The 17,107-nt window shown below is 68.8% G+C and carries 14 protein-coding genes; 9 read left to right on the top strand and 5 right to left on the bottom strand.

The genetic code is table 11. The features are described from left to right. Positions 1-90: 90 nt before the first annotated feature. Both IBL26_RS04725 and IBL26_RS04720 read left to right on the top strand, forming a co-directional pair. A complete protein-coding gene (locus tag IBL26_RS04725) occupies positions 91-1,035 on the top strand; it encodes a LysR family transcriptional regulator (RefSeq protein WP_187783308.1) in 945 nt (314 codons plus the stop codon). 102 nt (positions 1,036-1,137) lie between these two features. Then, on the top strand, positions 1,138-2,301 hold the full coding sequence (locus tag IBL26_RS04720) for an acyl-CoA dehydrogenase family protein (RefSeq protein WP_187783307.1): 1,164 nt from the start codon (positions 1,138-1,140) through the stop codon (positions 2,299-2,301). A gap of 104 nt (positions 2,302-2,405) precedes the next feature. On the opposite strand, the gene IBL26_RS04715 is transcribed toward IBL26_RS04720, so the two are convergent. Beyond that, positions 2,406-3,287 (bottom strand): LysR family transcriptional regulator, encoded by an 882-nt coding sequence (locus IBL26_RS04715; RefSeq protein ID WP_194443500.1) that lies wholly within the window; start codon positions 3,285-3,287, stop codon positions 2,406-2,408. 94 nt (positions 3,288-3,381) lie between these two features. On the opposite strand from IBL26_RS04715, the gene IBL26_RS04710 reads away from it, so the two are divergent. Then, positions 3,382-4,641, top strand: coding sequence for an MFS transporter (locus tag IBL26_RS04710; protein WP_367615370.1), 1,260 nt, complete (start codon positions 3,382-3,384; stop codon positions 4,639-4,641). Continuing rightward, positions 4,638-5,753 carry an FAD binding domain-containing protein gene (locus tag IBL26_RS04705; protein ID WP_187783306.1) on the top strand — a complete coding sequence of 372 codons (1,116 nt, stop codon included), beginning with the start codon at positions 4,638-4,640 and terminating at the stop codon, positions 5,751-5,753. Before IBL26_RS04710 ends, IBL26_RS04705 begins: the two co-directional genes overlap by 4 nt. Before the next feature lie 137 nt (positions 5,754-5,890). Here IBL26_RS04705 and IBL26_RS04700 read toward each other — a convergent pair whose 3' ends face one another. From IBL26_RS04700 to IBL26_RS04690, 3 genes are all read right to left on the bottom strand, one after another. Then, the gene (locus IBL26_RS04700; protein WP_241749018.1) at positions 5,891-6,601 is read right to left on the bottom strand and encodes a substrate-binding domain-containing protein; all 711 of its coding nucleotides are present in this window, start codon (positions 6,599-6,601) and stop codon (positions 5,891-5,893) included. Positions 6,602-6,699: 98 nt separating this feature from the next. Further along, the gene (locus IBL26_RS04695; protein ID WP_187783305.1) at positions 6,700-7,668 is read right to left on the bottom strand and encodes a Bug family tripartite tricarboxylate transporter substrate binding protein; all 969 of its coding nucleotides are present in this window, start codon (positions 7,666-7,668) and stop codon (positions 6,700-6,702) included. Positions 7,669-7,719: 51 nt separating this feature from the next. Beyond that, the gene (locus IBL26_RS04690) at positions 7,720-8,784 is read right to left on the bottom strand and encodes a hydroxyacid dehydrogenase (RefSeq protein WP_187783385.1); all 1,065 of its coding nucleotides are present in this window, start codon (positions 8,782-8,784) and stop codon (positions 7,720-7,722) included. Between the two features lie 122 nt (positions 8,785-8,906). On the opposite strand from IBL26_RS04690, the gene IBL26_RS04685 reads away from it, so the two are divergent. From IBL26_RS04685 to IBL26_RS04675, 3 genes are all read left to right on the top strand, one after another. Next, the gene (locus tag IBL26_RS04685) at positions 8,907-9,968 is read left to right on the top strand and encodes a LacI family DNA-binding transcriptional regulator (protein WP_241749016.1); all 1,062 of its coding nucleotides are present in this window, start codon (positions 8,907-8,909) and stop codon (positions 9,966-9,968) included. Positions 9,969-10,013: 45 nt separating this feature from the next. Continuing rightward, complete coding sequence (locus IBL26_RS04680) at positions 10,014-10,670, top strand: aspartate/glutamate racemase family protein (RefSeq protein WP_187783303.1); 657 nt, start codon at positions 10,014-10,016, stop codon at positions 10,668-10,670. A gap of 171 nt (positions 10,671-10,841) precedes the next feature. Then, positions 10,842-11,771 (top strand): AEC family transporter, encoded by a 930-nt coding sequence (locus IBL26_RS04675; protein WP_187783302.1) that lies wholly within the window; start codon positions 10,842-10,844, stop codon positions 11,769-11,771. A gap of 244 nt (positions 11,772-12,015) precedes the next feature. On the opposite strand, the gene IBL26_RS04670 is transcribed toward IBL26_RS04675, so the two are convergent. Beyond that, positions 12,016-13,470, bottom strand: coding sequence for an aldehyde dehydrogenase family protein (locus IBL26_RS04670; RefSeq protein WP_187783301.1), 1,455 nt, complete (start codon positions 13,468-13,470; stop codon positions 12,016-12,018). A 231-nt stretch (positions 13,471-13,701) separates the two neighbouring features. Between IBL26_RS04670 and IBL26_RS04665 the strand changes: the two genes are divergently transcribed. Continuing rightward, positions 13,702-15,915, top strand: coding sequence for a TonB-dependent siderophore receptor (locus IBL26_RS04665; protein ID WP_187783300.1), 2,214 nt, complete (start codon positions 13,702-13,704; stop codon positions 15,913-15,915). Between the two features lie 79 nt (positions 15,916-15,994). Next, positions 15,995-17,095, top strand: coding sequence for an ABC transporter substrate-binding protein (locus tag IBL26_RS04660; RefSeq protein ID WP_187783299.1), 1,101 nt, complete (start codon positions 15,995-15,997; stop codon positions 17,093-17,095). Positions 17,096-17,107 lie beyond the last annotated feature (12 nt).

The following is a 17,107-nucleotide window of genomic DNA, read 5'->3' as shown; positions in this document are numbered from 1 at the left end:
TCGGTTCGGAACAGGAGGAGCTTTACGAACGTGGCGTCGGCTGCGGAATTATAATATTGCGCAACGAGCTATGCCGAAATTAGATGGTACATGGACCTCAAGCAGCTCAACACCTTCGTCCAGGTCGCGGAGCTCGGCAGCCTGAGCAAGGCCTCTGACCGCCTGCGCATCGTCCAGCCGGCGTTGAGCCGGCAGATCCGCATGCTGGAAGAGGACCTGAAGGTCACGCTGTTCACCCGGCATGGCAGGGGCATGGTGCTGACCCATGCCGGCGAATTGCTGCGGGTGCGCGCGGGCAGCATCCTCCGTCAGATCGAGGAGACACGCGCCGACCTCAGCCTGGAAGCCGGCGTAGTGCGCGGCCAGGTCATCCTCGGCGTGCCGCCCACGGTGGGCGACGTGCTGGCCACAAGGCTGGTCGAGCGCTTCCTGCAACGCTACCCGGAAGTCCGCCTGCGCGTGGCCACCGCCTTCAGCGGCTACCTGCTGGAATGGCTACATAGCGGCGAGATCGACATCGCGGTGATCTACGGGTCGGAGCAGGGGGCGAATATCCGCTTCTCCCCCCTGCTGGTCGAGAACCTCTACTTCATCGCCTCCGCGCAATCGAGGCGCGGCCCGCACGATGCCATTTCCTTCGATGAGATGGCGGCACAGAACCTGATCCTCCCCGGCCCGCAGCACGGCCTGCGCATCCTGATCGAGAACGAGGCGCGCCGCCGTGGCATCACCCTCAAGATTCCAGTCGAGGCTGATGCGCTGCAGATCCTCAAGGGGCTGGTGGCGCGCGGCCTGGGCGCTACGGTGCTGCCCATGCCAGCGGTGCACCAGGACATTGCCGCCGGCATCCTGACCGCCTGTTCGGTGGTGGACCCGCATCTGTCGCGTAAGCTGGTCATCGCCCGGCCCATGGGCCGCAAGGCTTCGCTCGCCGTCCAGCGCTTCGAGGCCATCCTGTATCAGGAAGTGACGGACATGGTGCGGGAAGGGGTGTGGGACGGAAAATTGCTCGGCAGCGTTAGCGGCCCGGCATAGGAGCTAGACCGGGATTGTCGATGGCGCATGCTCCCGCCACGGGGCAACATGCCCGGCGGTCCACAGCCACGAAGAAGCGCCAGGGAGCACAACGGCCAAGCCATGACAGAGTCTCAAGCCGATTCTCACGCCGAGGTCCGGGAGGAAGTCGCCAAGCTCTGCGCGCGCTTTCCTGGCGAATACTGGCGCAAGCTGGACGAAGTCCGCGGCTACCCGACCGAGTTCGTGCAGGCGCTGACGGAGGCCGGCTATCTCGCCGCGCTGATCCCCGAGGAGTATGGCGGCGCCGGGCTGGGGCTTTCCGCCGCCGCTGCCATCCTGGAAGAAGTGCAGCGCCAGGGCTGCAACGGCGCCGCCTGCCACGCGCAGATGTACATCATGGGCACCATCCTGCGGCACGGCAGCGCGCAGCAGAAGGCGGAATACCTGCCCAAGATCGCCAGTGGCGAGCTGCGCCTGCAGGCCTTCGGCGTAACCGAGCCCACCAGCGGCACCGACACGACGTCGCTGCGCACCTTCGCGAAGAAGCAAGGCAGCACCTACATCGTCAACGGCCAGAAGATCTGGACCAGCCGGGCCGAGCACTCGGACCTGATGCTGCTGCTGGCGCGCACCACGCCGCGCGACCAGGTGGCGAAAAAGACCGAAGGCCTCTCCACCTTCATCGTCGATATGCGCACGGTGCTGGGCAAGGGCCTGACCATCCGCCCCATCCGCACGATGATGAACCACAATTCCTGCGAGGTCTTCTTCGACAACATGGAGGTGCCGGCGGAGAACCTGGTCGGTGAGGAAGGGAAGGGGTTCCGCTACATCCTGGACGGCATGAATGCCGAGCGCCTGCTGATCGCCAGCGAGTGCATCGGCGATGCCAAGTGGTTCATCGAGAAGGCCGTGAACTACGCCAAGGAACGTGTCCTGTTCGGCCGGCCGATCGGGCAGAACCAGGGCGTGCAGTTCCCCATCGCGCGCGCCTACGCCCAGATGCGCGCCGCCGAGGCTATCGTCCAAAAGGGACTGGAGAAATTCGAGCGCGGCGAGCGGCCAGGCGAAGAAGCCAATATGGGCAAGATGCTGGCCGCGGAGGCGAGCTGGGCGGCCGGCGAGGCCTGCGTGCAAACCTTCGGCGGCTTCGGCTTCGCTGAGGAATACGACGTGGAGCGCAAGTTCCGCGAGACGCGGCTGTACCAGGTGGCGCCGATCAGCACCAACCTGATCCTGTCCTATCTGGGCGAACACGTCCTGGGCATGCCGCGCTCGTATTGAGGCGGGGGGCCGGCCCGTCAGGCGCCGGTTCCCTCGCTACCAGTCAAGACGCATAACATATCTTATGTCAAATTAAACACGGTGACGTGGCTGGTATACCAGGGTCACCCCGCCCGCAGGCGCGCTTCCAGCGCCGCGACGAACAGCCGTACCTTCGGCGGCACCAGCCGTGCCGTGGGATAGACCGCCCAGATCGAGAGTGGCTCCGGCTCCGCCACATCCAGTGGCAAGGGCAGCAGGTGGCCGATCGCGACCTCCTCCCTCACATCCCAGCCCGATAGCAACGCGATGCCGAGCCCGCCCAGACAGGCCTGGTGCAACGCCTCGACCGAGCTGGAGGTGAATGGCCCGGAGATGCGCTGGCGCACCACCTTGCCCTCCACCAGGAACGACCAGTGGCCGGTTCCCGTCAGTGCCAGGCAACGGTGCCGGGCCAGGTCCGCCAGCGTCGCCAGCGCGCCGTGCTCGGCCAGGTAGGCCGGCGCGGCATACAGCCCCCGCGGATTGTCCGCCACGCGCCGGGCCACCAGCGCATTGTCCCGCAGCGGCGCGATTCGAATGGCAAGGTCCAGCCCCTGCGCCACGATGTCGACGATACTGTCGCTCAACAGCAGGTCGATCTGCAGGCCCGGATGCTCGCGCAGCACCTCGGGCACCAGCGGTGCCACGACCTTGCGGCCGAAGGGCACCGAAGCCGTCATCCGCAGCAGCCCCGACACTCCGGCCGAGACCGGGCGCACCACCGCGCGCGCTGTTGCCTCCTCCTCCAGCAATGCTTGGGCATGGGGGAAGAACGCCTCGCCCTCCGCCGTCAGTGCCAGGGACCGCGTGGTCCGGTGCACCAGCCGCACGCCCACTTCCTCCTCCAACTCGGCCAGGCGGCGGGAGGCCAGCATGGGCGTGATGCGCAGGCGGCGTGCAGCGGCGGCCAGGCTGCCGCCTTGCACGGCCTCGACCAGGACAGCGACGTGGGTGAGATCGATCATAACCGAAAGTGTTATACCGCCTTAACCAGATCAGCATCTACATCGGCGGACGTTATGCTTCCAGCTTGTGGGCACAGCGAAAGGAAACCCCGTCGTGCTGAATGTCCCCATCGCCAACCTCCGGACGCCCCCTGGTTCCATCGAGCCGCGCACGCCGCCGGATACGCCGCGGGAGAGTGCCGGGCAGCACCCCGGCCTCGGCGCCGGGCTGACCTTCGCCATGGCGGCAGCGGCCGGCGTCGCCGTCGCCAACATCTACTACAACCAGCCCATGCTCGGCATCATCGGGCAGGATTTCGCCGGCTCCGGCGCCACGGCGCTGATCCCCACCGCCACGCAATTGGGCTACGCCGCCAGCCTGTTCCTGCTGCTGCCCCTGGGCGATCTGCTGGATCAGAAGCGGCTCATCGTCGGCCAGTTCCTGGTGCTGGCCGGCGCGCTGGCCCTGGCGGCCATGGCGCCAAGCGCGCCGGTGCTGGTGCTGGCCTCGCTGCTGGTCGGCATGGCCGCCACGGTGGCGCAGCAGATCGTGCCCTTCGCCGCGCATCTGGCGGCCCCGTCACGGCGCGGCGCCACGGTCGGCACCGTCATGGGCGGCGTGCTGGCCGGCATCCTGCTCAGCCGCACGCTGGGCGGCTTCGTCTCAGCCCATGGTGGCTGGCGGGCGATGTTCTGGCTGGCCGTGCCTATGGCACTCGGCGCCGCCGCGCTGATGGCGGCGGCCCTGCCCCGCCGCCCGGCGGTGGCCGCCATCAGCTACGGCGCCGCCCTGCGCTCCCTGCTGCAACTGTGGCGCGCCCACCGGGCGCTCCGGCAGGCGACGTTGATGCAGGCTGCCTTGTTCGCCTCCTTCTCCGCCTTCTGGACGGTGCTGGCGCTGCGGCTGGAACAGCCGCCTTTCGCCCTGGGGGCGGAGGTGGCTGGCTTGTTCGGCGTCATCGGCGCGGTGGGCATCGCGGCGGCGCCCTTGGCCGGCAAGCTGGCCGACCGGCGCGGCCCTCGCCTGGTCATCGGCCTCGGCGCCCTGCTCAGCCTTGCCTCCTGGCTGGTGTTTGGCGCCTGGCCGGGGCTCGCCGGGCTGGTCGTCGGCGTCATCATCCTCGACTTCGGTGTGCAGAGCGCGCTCGTCTCCAACCAGCACGTCATTTACGCGCTGCAGCCCGAAGCCCGCAGCCGTCTTAACACCGTGTTCATGACGGGCATGTTCCTCGGCGGTGCCGCGGGCTCCGCTGGCGCGATGATGGCGTGGGACCTTGGCGGCTGGGCCGCTGTCTGCGCCTTCGGCGGCGCCCTGGCCGGTCTGGCGCTGCTGCTGGAAGTCCTGGCCCGCAACAGCAGGGAGCCGGTCCGGTGAGAAAGCTGCGCATCGCCATCGCGGGCGGCTCCCTCGGGGGCCTGTTCGCCGCCATCCTGCTGCGGCAGGATGGGCACGAGGTCCAGGTGTTTGAACGTTCGGCCGGTGGGCTGGAAGGCCGTGGCGCCGGGCTGGTGCCGCAGCGGGAAGTGTTCGATGTCCTGCGCGCCATCGGCGCCGAGGATGTGGTCAAGGTCGGCGTCGTGGCGCGGGACCGCATCACGCTGGACCGGGCCGGCGGCATCGTCCACCGCCAGGTCACGCCGCAGATGCAACTGTCCTGGGACTACCTTTACAGCGCCGTGCGCGCCCGGCTGGGGGACGCGGATTACCGCCTGGGCCGGTCCGTCAGCGGTGCCGCGCGAACGGACACCGGCGCGGCGCTGCACTTTGCCGATGGCAGCAGCGAGGATGCGGAGCTGGTGCTGGGCGCCGATGGCATCGGCTCCGTGCTGCGGCCGGTGGTGACGGCACAGCCCTCCCCCACCCGCTACGCCGGCTACGTCGCCTGGCGCGGCCTGGTGCCGGAGGCCGCGTTGCCGCAGTCCGCGGCGGACGCGCTGCTGGACCGCTTCGCCTTTTTCATGATGCCGGGCTCCCACATCCTCGGCTACTCCGTCACCGGGCCGGGTGGGGAGATGCAGCGCGGCGCAAGGCGCTACAACTGGGTCTGGTATCGCCGCGTCGCCGAGGCAGAGCTTGCGGCGGTGCTGACGGATGGCTCGGGCCGCACGCATCCCTTCTCCCTGGCGCCAGGGCAGATGCCGGCGCAAAGGGCGGCCGGGCTGCAGGTGGATGCACAGCGTCTTCTGCCCCCTGACTTCGCCGCCGCGGTGGCAGCGGAACAGGCCCCCTTTGTCCAGGCCATTTTCGATTACGAGGCTCCGCGCATGGCCACCGGCCCCCTGGCCCTGCTGGGCGATGCCGCCTTCGTCGTGCGGCCGCATACCGCGATGGGCGTGGCCAAGGCGGCCGGCGACGCGTTGGCGCTGCGCCGCCACCTGCGCGACCTGCCGCTGGAGCAGGCGCTGGCGGCTTATGACCGGGAACGCAGGCCAGCCGGTGCGGCCATCGCCGCCTATGGCCAGCGCCTGGGTGCCGAACTCGGCTAAAGATCTGCCTTGCCGCAAAGGGGGCGTGGACAGAACAACCACGCCGTTCGATTTCTGCATTTCAACCGACGGCCCAGGGGAAGCCGCGCCATCGGCGGCGGCGCCCTCGGGCCGTCAAAGCGGCTGCAAAGCCAGCCTCAGAAAGCCGGCTCTACCCCGCCCGCCAGATAGGCCTGCACCGCTTCCGGCGTCTGCAAGGTCGCCAGGAAGCGGGCGCCGGCCTCCGCATTCGGGGCGTTGCGCATCAGCGCTGCGGAGAACGACGTCACCGTCTGCACTTCGTCTGGAAAGGCGCCGACAATCTCGATCCCCGGCACCACCATCAATTCACTGATCTGCTGCACGGCCAGGTCGGCCTCGCCGCTCACCAGCTTCTCGGCGGTGAAGCCGGCGGGGATGACCGTGGCACGCGCCCGCACCGCCTCGGCAATGCCCAGCTTCTCCACCACCTGCTCGAAGTGGATCCCGCTGGCGCCGGCGCGCGAATAGACGACGGACCGCGCATTCAGCAACGCCGCCTTGAAGGCCTCGAGGCTGGAGATATCCGGCCGTGGCGCCCCCGCGCGTACGGCTAGCCCGACGCGCGAATGCACCAGTTCCAAGCGGCTGGACGCATCGATGAAGCCCTGCTCCACCAGCTTGTCCATCGCCGCCTTCACCAGCACCAGGATATCGGCACCCTCGCCCGCCGGCACCTTCTCCATGATCAGCGTCGTCGGCAGCCAGTCCACGCGCAGCTTGGTGCCGGTACGGGCCTCGAAGCTGGGCACGATCACGCTGTCGAACGCTGCCCGGACCGCAAGGCCGGACATGATGTGCAGGCCGTGGCCCGAGGTCTCTGTGTGCATCGCTGATATCCATTGTTCCGGGAAAGGGATGCAAGCCGCATGGCTGTGGCGGCTGAAGGCCTGGGCGGGGACCGCCGGCGGCGGTCCCTGCTCATGTCTTAGTCACGCCAGGGGCTGCGTTCCCACATCTGCTGCAACTGGCCCTCGGTGGCGAACACCGATTGCCGGTAGGCATCGCCCACCTTGGCCGAAATCGGCATGTCCACCCGCTCCGCCTCGGCCTTGAAGGCGGCGGAAGCAAGCGCTGCTTCGAAGGCGCCGACCAGCCGGTTCCTGATATCGTCCGGCAGGCCGGGCGGGCCAATGATGCCGCGCTGCGAACCGGCCTGAAGCTGGAAGCCCTGCTCGTTGAAGGTCGGCACATCGTGCACCACCGGCAGGCGCTGCGCGGAAGCAAGGCCGAGGCACCGCAGGCGGCCATCGCGCAAGCCCGGCAGGCCCTCGCTCATGTTGAAGCAACCGATATCGACATGGCCGCCCAGCACCGCGGTCTGCAACGGTGCGAAGCCGTTGAAGGGCACGTGGTTGAACTGCGCGCCGGTGGCCTGGGAAAGCGCCGCGATCATCAGGTGGTCATCCGAGCCCACCCCGGTCGTGCCGATGGACACCGCACCCCGATCCGACTTCCCCTTCTCAATGAGCTCGGCCAGGGTCTTGACCCGCGATTCCTTGATCACCCAGAGCCCGCCGGGATCATCGACGACATTGGCCAGGAAGGTGAACTGCTTGGCGTCGTAACGAACACTGCGCTCCAGCGCCATGCTCAGCAGCGTCGGCATCACCACCGCGCCGATGGTGTAACCATCCGGCCGGGCGCCATACAGTAGCTCCAGCCCCAGCTGGCTGGCGGCGCCGGGGCGGTTGTCCACCACGTAGCGCAGGTCCGGCAATTGCTTCTGCACATGCGGCATCACCAGCCGCGCCATCTGGTCCACGCCGCCCCCGGGCGGGAACGGAACGATGACCTGGATCGGCCGCTCACGCGGCCATTCGGAACTCTGCGCCAGTGCGGGCGCGGCCAGCGTGGCCAGGGAAGTCGCGACAAAAGCCCGGCGTTTCATGCTCATGCTCATTGGCCTTTTTGTTTGTCTTGGAAGATTCTTGGACGGTATCTGGAACTAGGCGGGTAAAGGCTCCGCCGCGACGGGCCGCCCCATCACGGCCTGGAAGCGCTGGCGATAGGCCGGCCAGGCTTCCGGGTTGATCAGGCGTGGCGGCATGCCGCCTTGCAACACGGTGATGATCTGCTCCGCCGCAAAGCTGGCCATGCAACGGCGCGCCTCCACAGTGACGCCGGCGGTGTGATAGGTCGCGACGACATTCTCCTGCCGCAGCAACGGGTGGTCCAGCGGCGGCGGCTCGATATCCCAGACATCCAGCCCGGCACCGGCAAGCTGGCCGCTGCTCAGTGCCTCTTGCAGCGCTGCCTCATCATGGATGCCGCCGCGCGCCGTGTTCAGGAACACCGCGCCCCGCTTCATCCGCGCGAAGGTCTCCGCATTCATCATCCGCAGCGTGCGCTGGTCCCGCGGGCAGTGCACGGAGACAAAATCCGCCGTCTCCAGCAACTCCTCGAGCGACACGGCGCGCGCATCGCGGCGGGCGATCTCCGCGTCATCAAGATACGGATCATGCGCCAGCACCGTCATGCCGAAGGCCTTGGCCAGGGCGGCGACCCGGCGTCCCACATGGCCCAGCCCGATCAGCCCCAGCACTTTGCCGCCAATTTCCCGGCCCATCAGATCCTCGCGCGCAAAGCCGCGCTCCCGCCGCAGCAGCCGGTCGCTCAGGCTCAGCTTCTTGCCGATATCGAGCATCATGCCGAGCGTGTGTTCCGCCACGGCGGCCGCGTTGGCGCCCGACTGGTTCACCACCAGCACCCCAGCCGCCGTGCAGGCGGCCACGTCCACCGTGTCGTAGCCCGCCCCGGTGGCCGAGATGCACAGCAGGCGGGGGCAGCGCTCCAGCAGCGGCGCCTCGGCGAACCACGGCCGGGGCAGTTCATCCTTGGTGGAAGAGATGTGGTAGACATGCGCGCCCGCCAGCTTCGCCCAGGACTCCTCCGCCGCGCCGGCGACGTCGCAGGTCAGGAAGTCGATGTCGTCTTCCAGGGCGAACCGCTCGGCCATGGCCGGGTCCTGCCAGAAATTGAACTTCACGACGGTTTTGCGGGCGTCTGGCATCGGCGGACGGCTCTCCAACATGGCCTTGCTTCTTGAATGGCGGCCATTATGAAACCGCTATCATAGCCCGGCCGGCCATGCCAGCCTCAACCCACGCCCGGAACCGGCGGAGGAGACCGCCCTTGCCGCCCAGCCCGCCGCCGGAAGAAGGCAGCCTGGAAGACCGCTTCCCCGTGGCGCGGGACGTCGCCCGTCTTGCCGGCGTCTCCACCTCCACCGTCTCCCGCGTCTTCAACGGCACGGCGGCGGTGCGGGCAGATAAGCGGGATGCCGTGCTCAAGGCAGCGGAAGAGCTGGGCTTCGTTGCCAATGGCGCCGCCCGGGCGCTCTCCATGCGCCGCTTCATGGCGGTGGGCGCCGTGGTGCCGAATATCGAGAATGAGGGCTTCCTCCGCACCCTCTCCAGCTTCCAGGAACGGCTGCGGCGGGACGGCTATACCCTCATCCTCACCAATGCCGGCTACGACCTGGACAATGAATGGCAGGAGGCCAGCTTCCTGCTCGAACGCGGCATCGACGGCTTGCTGCTGGTGGGGGACCTGCACCGCCCGGCGTTGCTGGAGCGCATCGCTCGCCAGCGCATCCCCACCGTGCAGACCTTCACCCTCTCCGCCGCCCGCCCCTGCGTCGGCTTCGACAACCTGGCCGCGGCCGGGCGGGCGGCGCAGTATCTGCTGGATCTCGGCCACCGCCGCATCGGCGTCATCACCGGCATCCGCAAGGATAACGACCGCTCGGGCGCCCGCGTCGCCGGCATCGTTCACGCCCTCGCCGCACGCGGCCTGACGATCAATCCCGCGCATGACGTGGAAACGTCGCACGGCATCGCCGCCGGGCGGGACGCGCTGCGGCAGATCCTCAGCCAATCCACGCCGCCGCCCACCGCCATCATCTGCGGCACAGACCAACTCGGCTTCGGCGTGATGATCGAGGCGCAGTCCCGTGGCGTTGCCATCCCCGGCGACCTGTCTCTCATCGGCTTCAACGATGCGGATTACGCCGCCTTCCTCACCCCCGCCCTGACCACCATCCGAATCCACGCCGCCGAAATCGGCCAGGTGGCGGCGGAGCATCTGCTGGCCCGCATGGCAGGCCGCTCCGTCGTGCGCCTGACCGAGATCGCCGCCGAACTCATTGTCCGCGGCAGCACCGCCCCACCCCGGCCCAGCATGGACAACGCCTGAAAGCGGTTGCAAGATCGCCGCGCCACCAACCCTTGAGGTGCCAGAATGCCCTGCCGCATCGTCCTGCTGCACGCCACGCCGGTCGCCATGGCGCCCATCCAGGCCGCCTTCGCCGCCCGCTGGCCGGAGGCCGAGATCGTCAACCTGCTGGATGACGGCCTGAGCATCGACCGCGCGCGGGAGACCGACCTGTCCGACCGCATGATCGACCGCTTCGTCGAGTTCGGGCGCTATGGCCACCGCATGGGCGCCGACGGCATCCTGGTCACCTGCTCGGCCTTCGGCCCGGCGATCGAGCAACTGGCCGCCAGCCTGCCGGTCCCCGTGCTGAAGCCGAACGAGGCGATGTTCCAGGCCGCCCTCGCCCAGGGCCGGCGCATCGGCATGCTGGCCACCTTCGCCCCCGCCATCGGCACCATGACCGACGAATTCGACGAGTTCGTCAGCCGCGAAGGCCACCCCGCCACGCTGAAGACCGTGCTGGTGCCGGATGCGATGGCCGCCCTGCGCCAGGGCGATGCCGAGACGCATAACCGCCTCGTGGCGGCCCAGGCACCCGACCTTGCCGACCAGGACGTGCTGATGCTCGCGCATTTCTCCACCTCCCGCGCCGCCCAGGCGGTGCGCGCCGCCGTCGGCGTGCCGGTGCTGACCGCGCCCGAAGCGGCGGTGGACAGCATGCGGGCGCTGATCGGCGCCTAGGAACATAGCCGGGCAGCGGCAGGGCTGCCCCGCCGCCGCCGGCCGCCACGTGCGGAAAGCCCCTGTCGTTTTCCGCCGCCGCGCCTAACCTGCCGGCCGCCTCTCTGCCGGATCTCGCATGCCGCCTGAAACGCCTCTGCCCTACACCGCCGCCAACATCGCGCCCGTGCCATGACCGGCGCCATCCTGCTGGCGCTGCTGCCGGTCATCCTGCTGATCGCCCTCGGCTACTGGCTGCGCCGCCGCGCCTTCCTGCAACAGGCCTTCTGGCCGCAGGCGGAACGGCTGGGCTACTTCGTGCTGTTGCCATCCCTGTTCCTGCACGGGTTGGCCACCGCCCGGTTGCAGGACCTACCGGTTTGGAGCCTGGTAGGCGTGCTAGTCAGCGCGACCCTGGTGGTGGCGGCCCTGGTGGTCGCCGCCCGGCCCTTGATGCGGATCGACGGCCCCGCCTTCACCTCCGTCTTTCAAGGCGGCATCCGCTTCAACAACTATGTCGGCGTCACCGTCGCCGCCGGGCTGTTCGGTGCGCAGGGCATCGCCCTGGCCGCCATCTGCAACGCCGCCATCGTGCCGACGGTCAATATCCTCTGTGTCCTGGTCTTCGCCCGCTTCGGCAGCGCCAGGCTCAGCGCGCGCGGCATCGTCCGGCAGATCCTCACCAACCCGCTGGTACTGGCCTGCGCCATCGGCATCGCCCTGCAGGCCACCGGGCTCGGCCTGCCGTCCGGGTTGGAACCGGCCATCCGCGCCCTGGGTGCAGCGTCGCTGCCGCTCGGCCTGCTCTGCGTCGGGGCGGCGCTGGATTTCGGCACGGCGCGGTCCTGGCTCGGCCCGGTCGTGACGTCATCAGCCGTCAAGTTCCTGCTGATGCCGGCGGCGACCCTGCTGGCTGCCTCCGCGCTGGGTCTGAGCGGCCCTGCCCTACTCACCGCCCTGCTGTTCCAGGCGATGCCTACCGCGTCCTCCGCCTACATCCTGGCGCGGCAACTGGGCGGCGACGCGCCTCTGATGGCCGGTATCACCGCCACCCAGACTGTGCTGGCCACCGCCGCCATCCCGCTGGTGCTGGCGGTGCTGATGGCAGTGTCGGGCCTGTAGGCCCCCGGTCAGCAGGCTAAGGCCGTGGAAGGAATTCCCCGGGCCCCTCTTCTTTTTGCGCGTTAAGAAGGCCGCCGGAAGGATTGGGCTGGCCCGGTGCCACGGTACGGATGTGCCTCGGGCGGAAATATGCCGTTCCGCAACGTCGTTGTTGAAAGCTGCGAAGCCTGGAACATACTTCGCAGCTTGAAGCGAATGACCGGAAAAGGCCGGGATAGAGCTTCCCGGCCTTCCTGCGTTGCTTCTAGCCGTGCCGGATGGCGATGGTCTTGAGCGAGGCAAACCCATACAGCGCCTCGAACCCCTTCTCCCGTCCGTGGCCGGAGCGCTTCACGCCGCCGAAGGGCAGTTCCACGCCGCCGCCGGCGCCGTAGTTGTTGATGAAGACCTGCCCGGTCTCGATGCCCCGCGCCATCCGCATCTGCCGGCCGCCATCGGCGGTCCAGACGCCCGCCACCAGTCCGTAATCGGTGCCGTTGGCGATGCGCAGCGCATCCGCCTCGTCCTCGAACGGAATGACGACCTGCACGGGGCCGAAGATCTCCTCCTGCGCCAGCCGGCTGTCGCTGGTGGCGCGGGAGACCAGGGTCGGTGGCACGTAGTAGCCACCCCCAGGCACATCCTTGCCGATGCTGCCCTGCGCTGCCACTTCCAGCCCATCCTGCCGCGCGCCGTCGATATAGCCGCGCACGATCTCCTGCTGCCGGGCGGAGACGAGGGGCCCCATGTCGAGATCCGACATCGCCGGGCCGACGCGCAGCGCCGTGTAGCGCTCGGCCATCGCCTTCAGCACGCGGTCATGCACACCGCGCTGCACCAGGATGCGTGACGCCGCCGAACAGGTCTGGCCGGCATTCTGGATGCCCGCATTGACGAGGAACGGCAGCGCCGCTTCCAGGTCCGCATCGTCGAAGACGATCTGCGGCGACTTGCCGCCCAGCTCCAGCGTCACCGGCACCGCGTTCTTCGCCGCCGCCGCCTGCACCAACCCGCCGACCACGACGGAGCCGGTGAAGGAGATGTGGTTGATGCCGGGATGCGCCGCCAGCGCCGCGCCCGCTTCCTCCCCGGTGCCGGAGACGATGTTGACGGCGCCGGCCGGGAAGCCGGCTTCCTCGGCGATGCGGGCATAGGCCAGCGCGGTCAGGCAGGCTTCCTCAGCCGGCTTGATCACCACCGCATTGCCCATGGCGAGGGAGGCGGTGACGCTGCGGCCGATGATCTGCATCGGATAGTTCCAGGGCACGATATGCCCCGTCACGCCCACCGGCTCGTAGATGGAGAGCACGGTGTAGCCATCCAGGTACGGAATGGTCTCGCCATGCACCTTGTCGGCGGCACCGCCGTAGAATTCCAGGTAGCGGGCCAGCGCCACGGCATCGGCGCGCGCCTGCTTCAGCGGCTTGCCGACATCCAGCGCTTCCATCCGCGCCAGCTCGTCCACCCGCTCCAGCACCAGGCGGCCCATGGTGGTCAGCAGGCGCCCACGCTCGGTCGCCGTCATCCGGCCCCAGGGGCCCCGCCGCGCCTCGCGCGCCGCAGCCACGGCCTGGTCGATATCGGCGGCGTCGCTACGGGCGATATCCGCCAGGCGCTGCCCGTCGGACGGGTTCAGCAGCGGCATCGTCTCCCGCCCCGAAGCCTGGCGCCACTCCCCACCGATCAGGTTCTGCCGCGTGTCGAACGTGACGACATCCATCGCGTGTGCTCCTTTGAATCCCTGGACGCATGCCGGCCGGGCCGGCGCATGGCTGGTGCAGTATCCGCTTCGCCGGGCCGCCACCAGCCCCCGCCCGGCCACCTTGGTCCTCCGAGGCGCGATCGGACAGGTGATGCACTCTTGCCACACCTGTGGCCAGATTGCCTGGATCGTATTGCGACTTAGTCGCAATTACGGCACAACAGGCTATCTCCGCAGCGGAAGCCTGACATGAACCGCCCTCTCTCCTCGCGCCACCTCCTCCTCGCCTCGGCCGCCGCACTCGCCTTCGCGCTGCCGGCCGGCGCACAAACGCCTGTTCCGGCGCAGGCTGGCGCCGCGGATCCGGCGGCGGTGGTGCTGCCCGAGGTGAACGTGCAGGCAACCGCCTGGCGGGCGTGGGAGAGCGTGCCGGGCTACGTCGCCCCCGTCACCACCACCGGTTCCAAGACCGACACGCCGCTGATCGAGGCTCCGCAGTCCGTCGGCGTTGTCACCCGCAGCCAGATCGACGACCAGGCGGCGCTTAGCGTCTCCCAGGCCCTGCGCTACACCGCCGGCGTGCTGGGCGAGGTACGCCCCTCCGCGCGCTACGACAGCGTCTTCGTCCGTGGCTTCGGCGGCCAGGGCACCAGCGCCGCCTTTGTCAACTTCCTCGATGGCCTGCGCCAGGGCCGCGGCCTGTATTTTGGCGTGCCCAACACCGATCCCTGGCTGATGGAGCGGATCGAGGTACTGCGCGGCCCGGCCTCCGTGCTGTACGGCCAGACCGGCGCCGGCGGCCTCGTCAACCTGGTCAGCCGCCGCCCCAGCCCCGTTGCCTCCAACGAGGTGCGGATTGAGGCCGGCTCCAACGCCTTGCTGCAGACGGCCTTCGACTTCACCGGCCCGGCCACCGAGGACGGCAAGTTCCTCTATCGCCTCACCGGCATCGCCCGCACTTCGGACACCCAATACGACTTCGCGCGGGAGGAGCGGATTGCCATCGCCCCCGCGCTGACCTGGCGGCCGGACGAGGACACAAGCCTCACCGTCCTCGCCTCCTACCAGTACGATCCGGAAGGCGGCTTCTACAACTTCGTGCCGGCGGTAGGCACCGTGCTGCCCAGCCAGTTCGGCCGCATCCCGCGCAACTTCCAGGGCGGCGACCCCAACTTCAACCGCTTCACCCGCACCCAGGCCTCGATCGGCTACCAGTTCGAGCACCGGCTGAGCGACATCTGGACCGTGCGGCAGAACTTCCGCTACTCGCATATCGATGCCGAGGTGAACGTCATCTCCGTCCGCGGCGTGAATGGCCGCACCGGCACGCGTGGCTCCACCTATGTGTCGGACCACGCCAACGCCTATGCGTTGGACAATCAGGCGCAGGCTACCTTCACGACCGGCCCGCTGGAGCACACCGCGCTGTTCGGCGTCGACTGGCAGCGCACCTCGGCCCGCGCGCGCCAGGGCCTCGGCACCGCGCCGAGCCTCGATGTCTATGCGCCCAGCTACTACCAGGTCATTCCCACGATCTCGACCACCCCCGCCGGGCTGACGAACCAGGAAATCGACCAGGTCGGCTTCTACGCGCAGGACCAGATCGCGCTGGATCGCTTCCGCTTCAATGTCGGCGTCCGCTATGACCGCGCCGATATCGGCACCACCACCCACCAGGCCAGCGGCGCCAACGCCGCGCAATCCTCGCAGTTCGACGACAAGGTCACCTGGCGCGCCGGCGCGCTGTACCTGTTCGACAACGGCCTGGCGCCTTATGCCAGCTACTCCACCTCGTTCCTGCCCAACACCGGCACGGCGGCGCCGCAGCGCGGCAGCGGCACTTTCTCGCCCACGACGGGCGAGCAGTTCGAGGTCGGCATCAAGTACCAGCCGCAGGGCATGAACAGCTTCATCCAACTGGCCGCCTACCAGATCCGCCAGCAGAACGTGCTGACGCAGGACCCGCTCTACACCACCTACAGCGTCCCGCAGGGCGAGATCCGCTCGCGCGGCATCGAGCTGGAAGGCCGCGCCAGCCTGACCGACGGGCTCGACCTGCTCGGCGCCTATTCCTACATCGATGCGGAGATCACCAGCTCCAACAACGCCGGTGTCAGCGGCAACCGCGTGCCGCAGGTGCCGAACCACATGGCCAGCGGCTGGGCCAATTACCGCTTCCTCGAGGGCCCGCTGCGCGGCCTGCAGTTTGGCGGCGGCGTGCGCTATGTCGGCTCCACCTACGGCAACGACATCAATACCTTCAAGGTCGATGCCGTCACGCTGTTCGATGCCGCCATCCGCTACGACCTCGGCGCCCGCTTCGAAAGCGCGCGTGGTCTGGAAGTCGCCGTGAATGCGCAGAACATCGAGGACAAGGACTACATCGCCAGCTGCTCCTCGCTGACCGCCTGCTACTACGGCACCGGCCGCGTCGTGCTCGGCTCGGTCCGCGCCCGCTGGTAAGCATCCCGGGCGGTCATCTGCCCATCCGCGCCACGCGACCGGCGCGGATGGACCGCGTCCAACCACCGGAAGCCGCCGCATGAATCGCCGTAGCCTTCTCAGCGCTCTGCCGCTGCTGGCGGCCCCAAGGCTGGCCGCGGCACAGGCCCCTGTCCGCATCGTCGATGTGCTGGGGCGTGAAGTCACGCTCCCCCGCCCGGCCCGGCGCATCGTGTTGACCCAGGCGCGGCATGTGCTCGCCATGGGCCTGCTGCATCCGGACCCGGTCTCTCTGGTCACTGGCTGGGGCGACGACCTGCGGCGGATGAACCCGCCAGACTACGCCACGGTCCGCGCCCGCTTCCCACGCGCCGACGCCATCCCCATCGTCCTGCGCGGCCAGGCTGACGGACTGTCGCTGGAGAAGCTGCTGGACAGCCAACCGGATATCGTCGTCGCCGGGCTCGGCGTGCTGCGCGACGGGCTGGCCGAGCGCCTGGCCGACATGGGCATCCCCGTCGTCGCCATCGACTTCTTCTACGACCCGATGAAGCACACACGCCGCAGCATGGACGTCCTGGGCAAGGTGATGGGGCGGGAGGACCGGGCCGCTGCCTTCGACGCCTTTTACGTCGCGCATCGCGATACCATCGCCGATCGCCTGAAAGGCATCGGCGCGGCACGGCCCAAGGTGTTCATCCACGCCCATGCCGGCGGCACCGCCTGTTGCGCTTCCCCCGGCCAGGGCGCCTTCGATTCGATGATCCGCTTCGCCGGCGGCCATAATATCGGCGCCGACCTGATCCTGGGCGCCATCGGCGACGTGTCGCTGGAAAGCGTCATCACGCAGGACCCGGCCATCTACGTGGCCACGGGCGGCCCTTATGCCGGCAGGGGCGGCATTCCGCTCGGCAACGGCGTTACACTGGAGGCCGCGCAGCGGGAACTGGTGGCCGTGCTCCGGCGCAGCCAGCTGGACGTGCTGCCGGCGGTGAAGGCCGGGCGTGCCCATACCATCTGGCACGGCTTCAACGACACCCCCGCGCATATCGTGATGCTGCAGGCGCTGGCACGCTGGTTCCACCCCGAACGCTGCGGGGATCTCGACCCCGGCACCACCCTGGCGGGCCTGAACGACCGCTTCCTCGCGATTCCGATGGCCGGGCCGCACTGGGCCGACCTGCCCGCCGGCGCATTCTGACGAAGGACGACC

It is taken from the genome of Teichococcus aerophilus (assembly GCF_014490485.1).
Taxonomy (GTDB): Bacteria; Pseudomonadota; Alphaproteobacteria; order Acetobacterales; family Acetobacteraceae; genus Pseudoroseomonas; species Pseudoroseomonas aerophila.
Note: the sequence above shows the minus strand (reverse complement) of the source record. Positions and strands in the feature narration are given on the sequence as shown.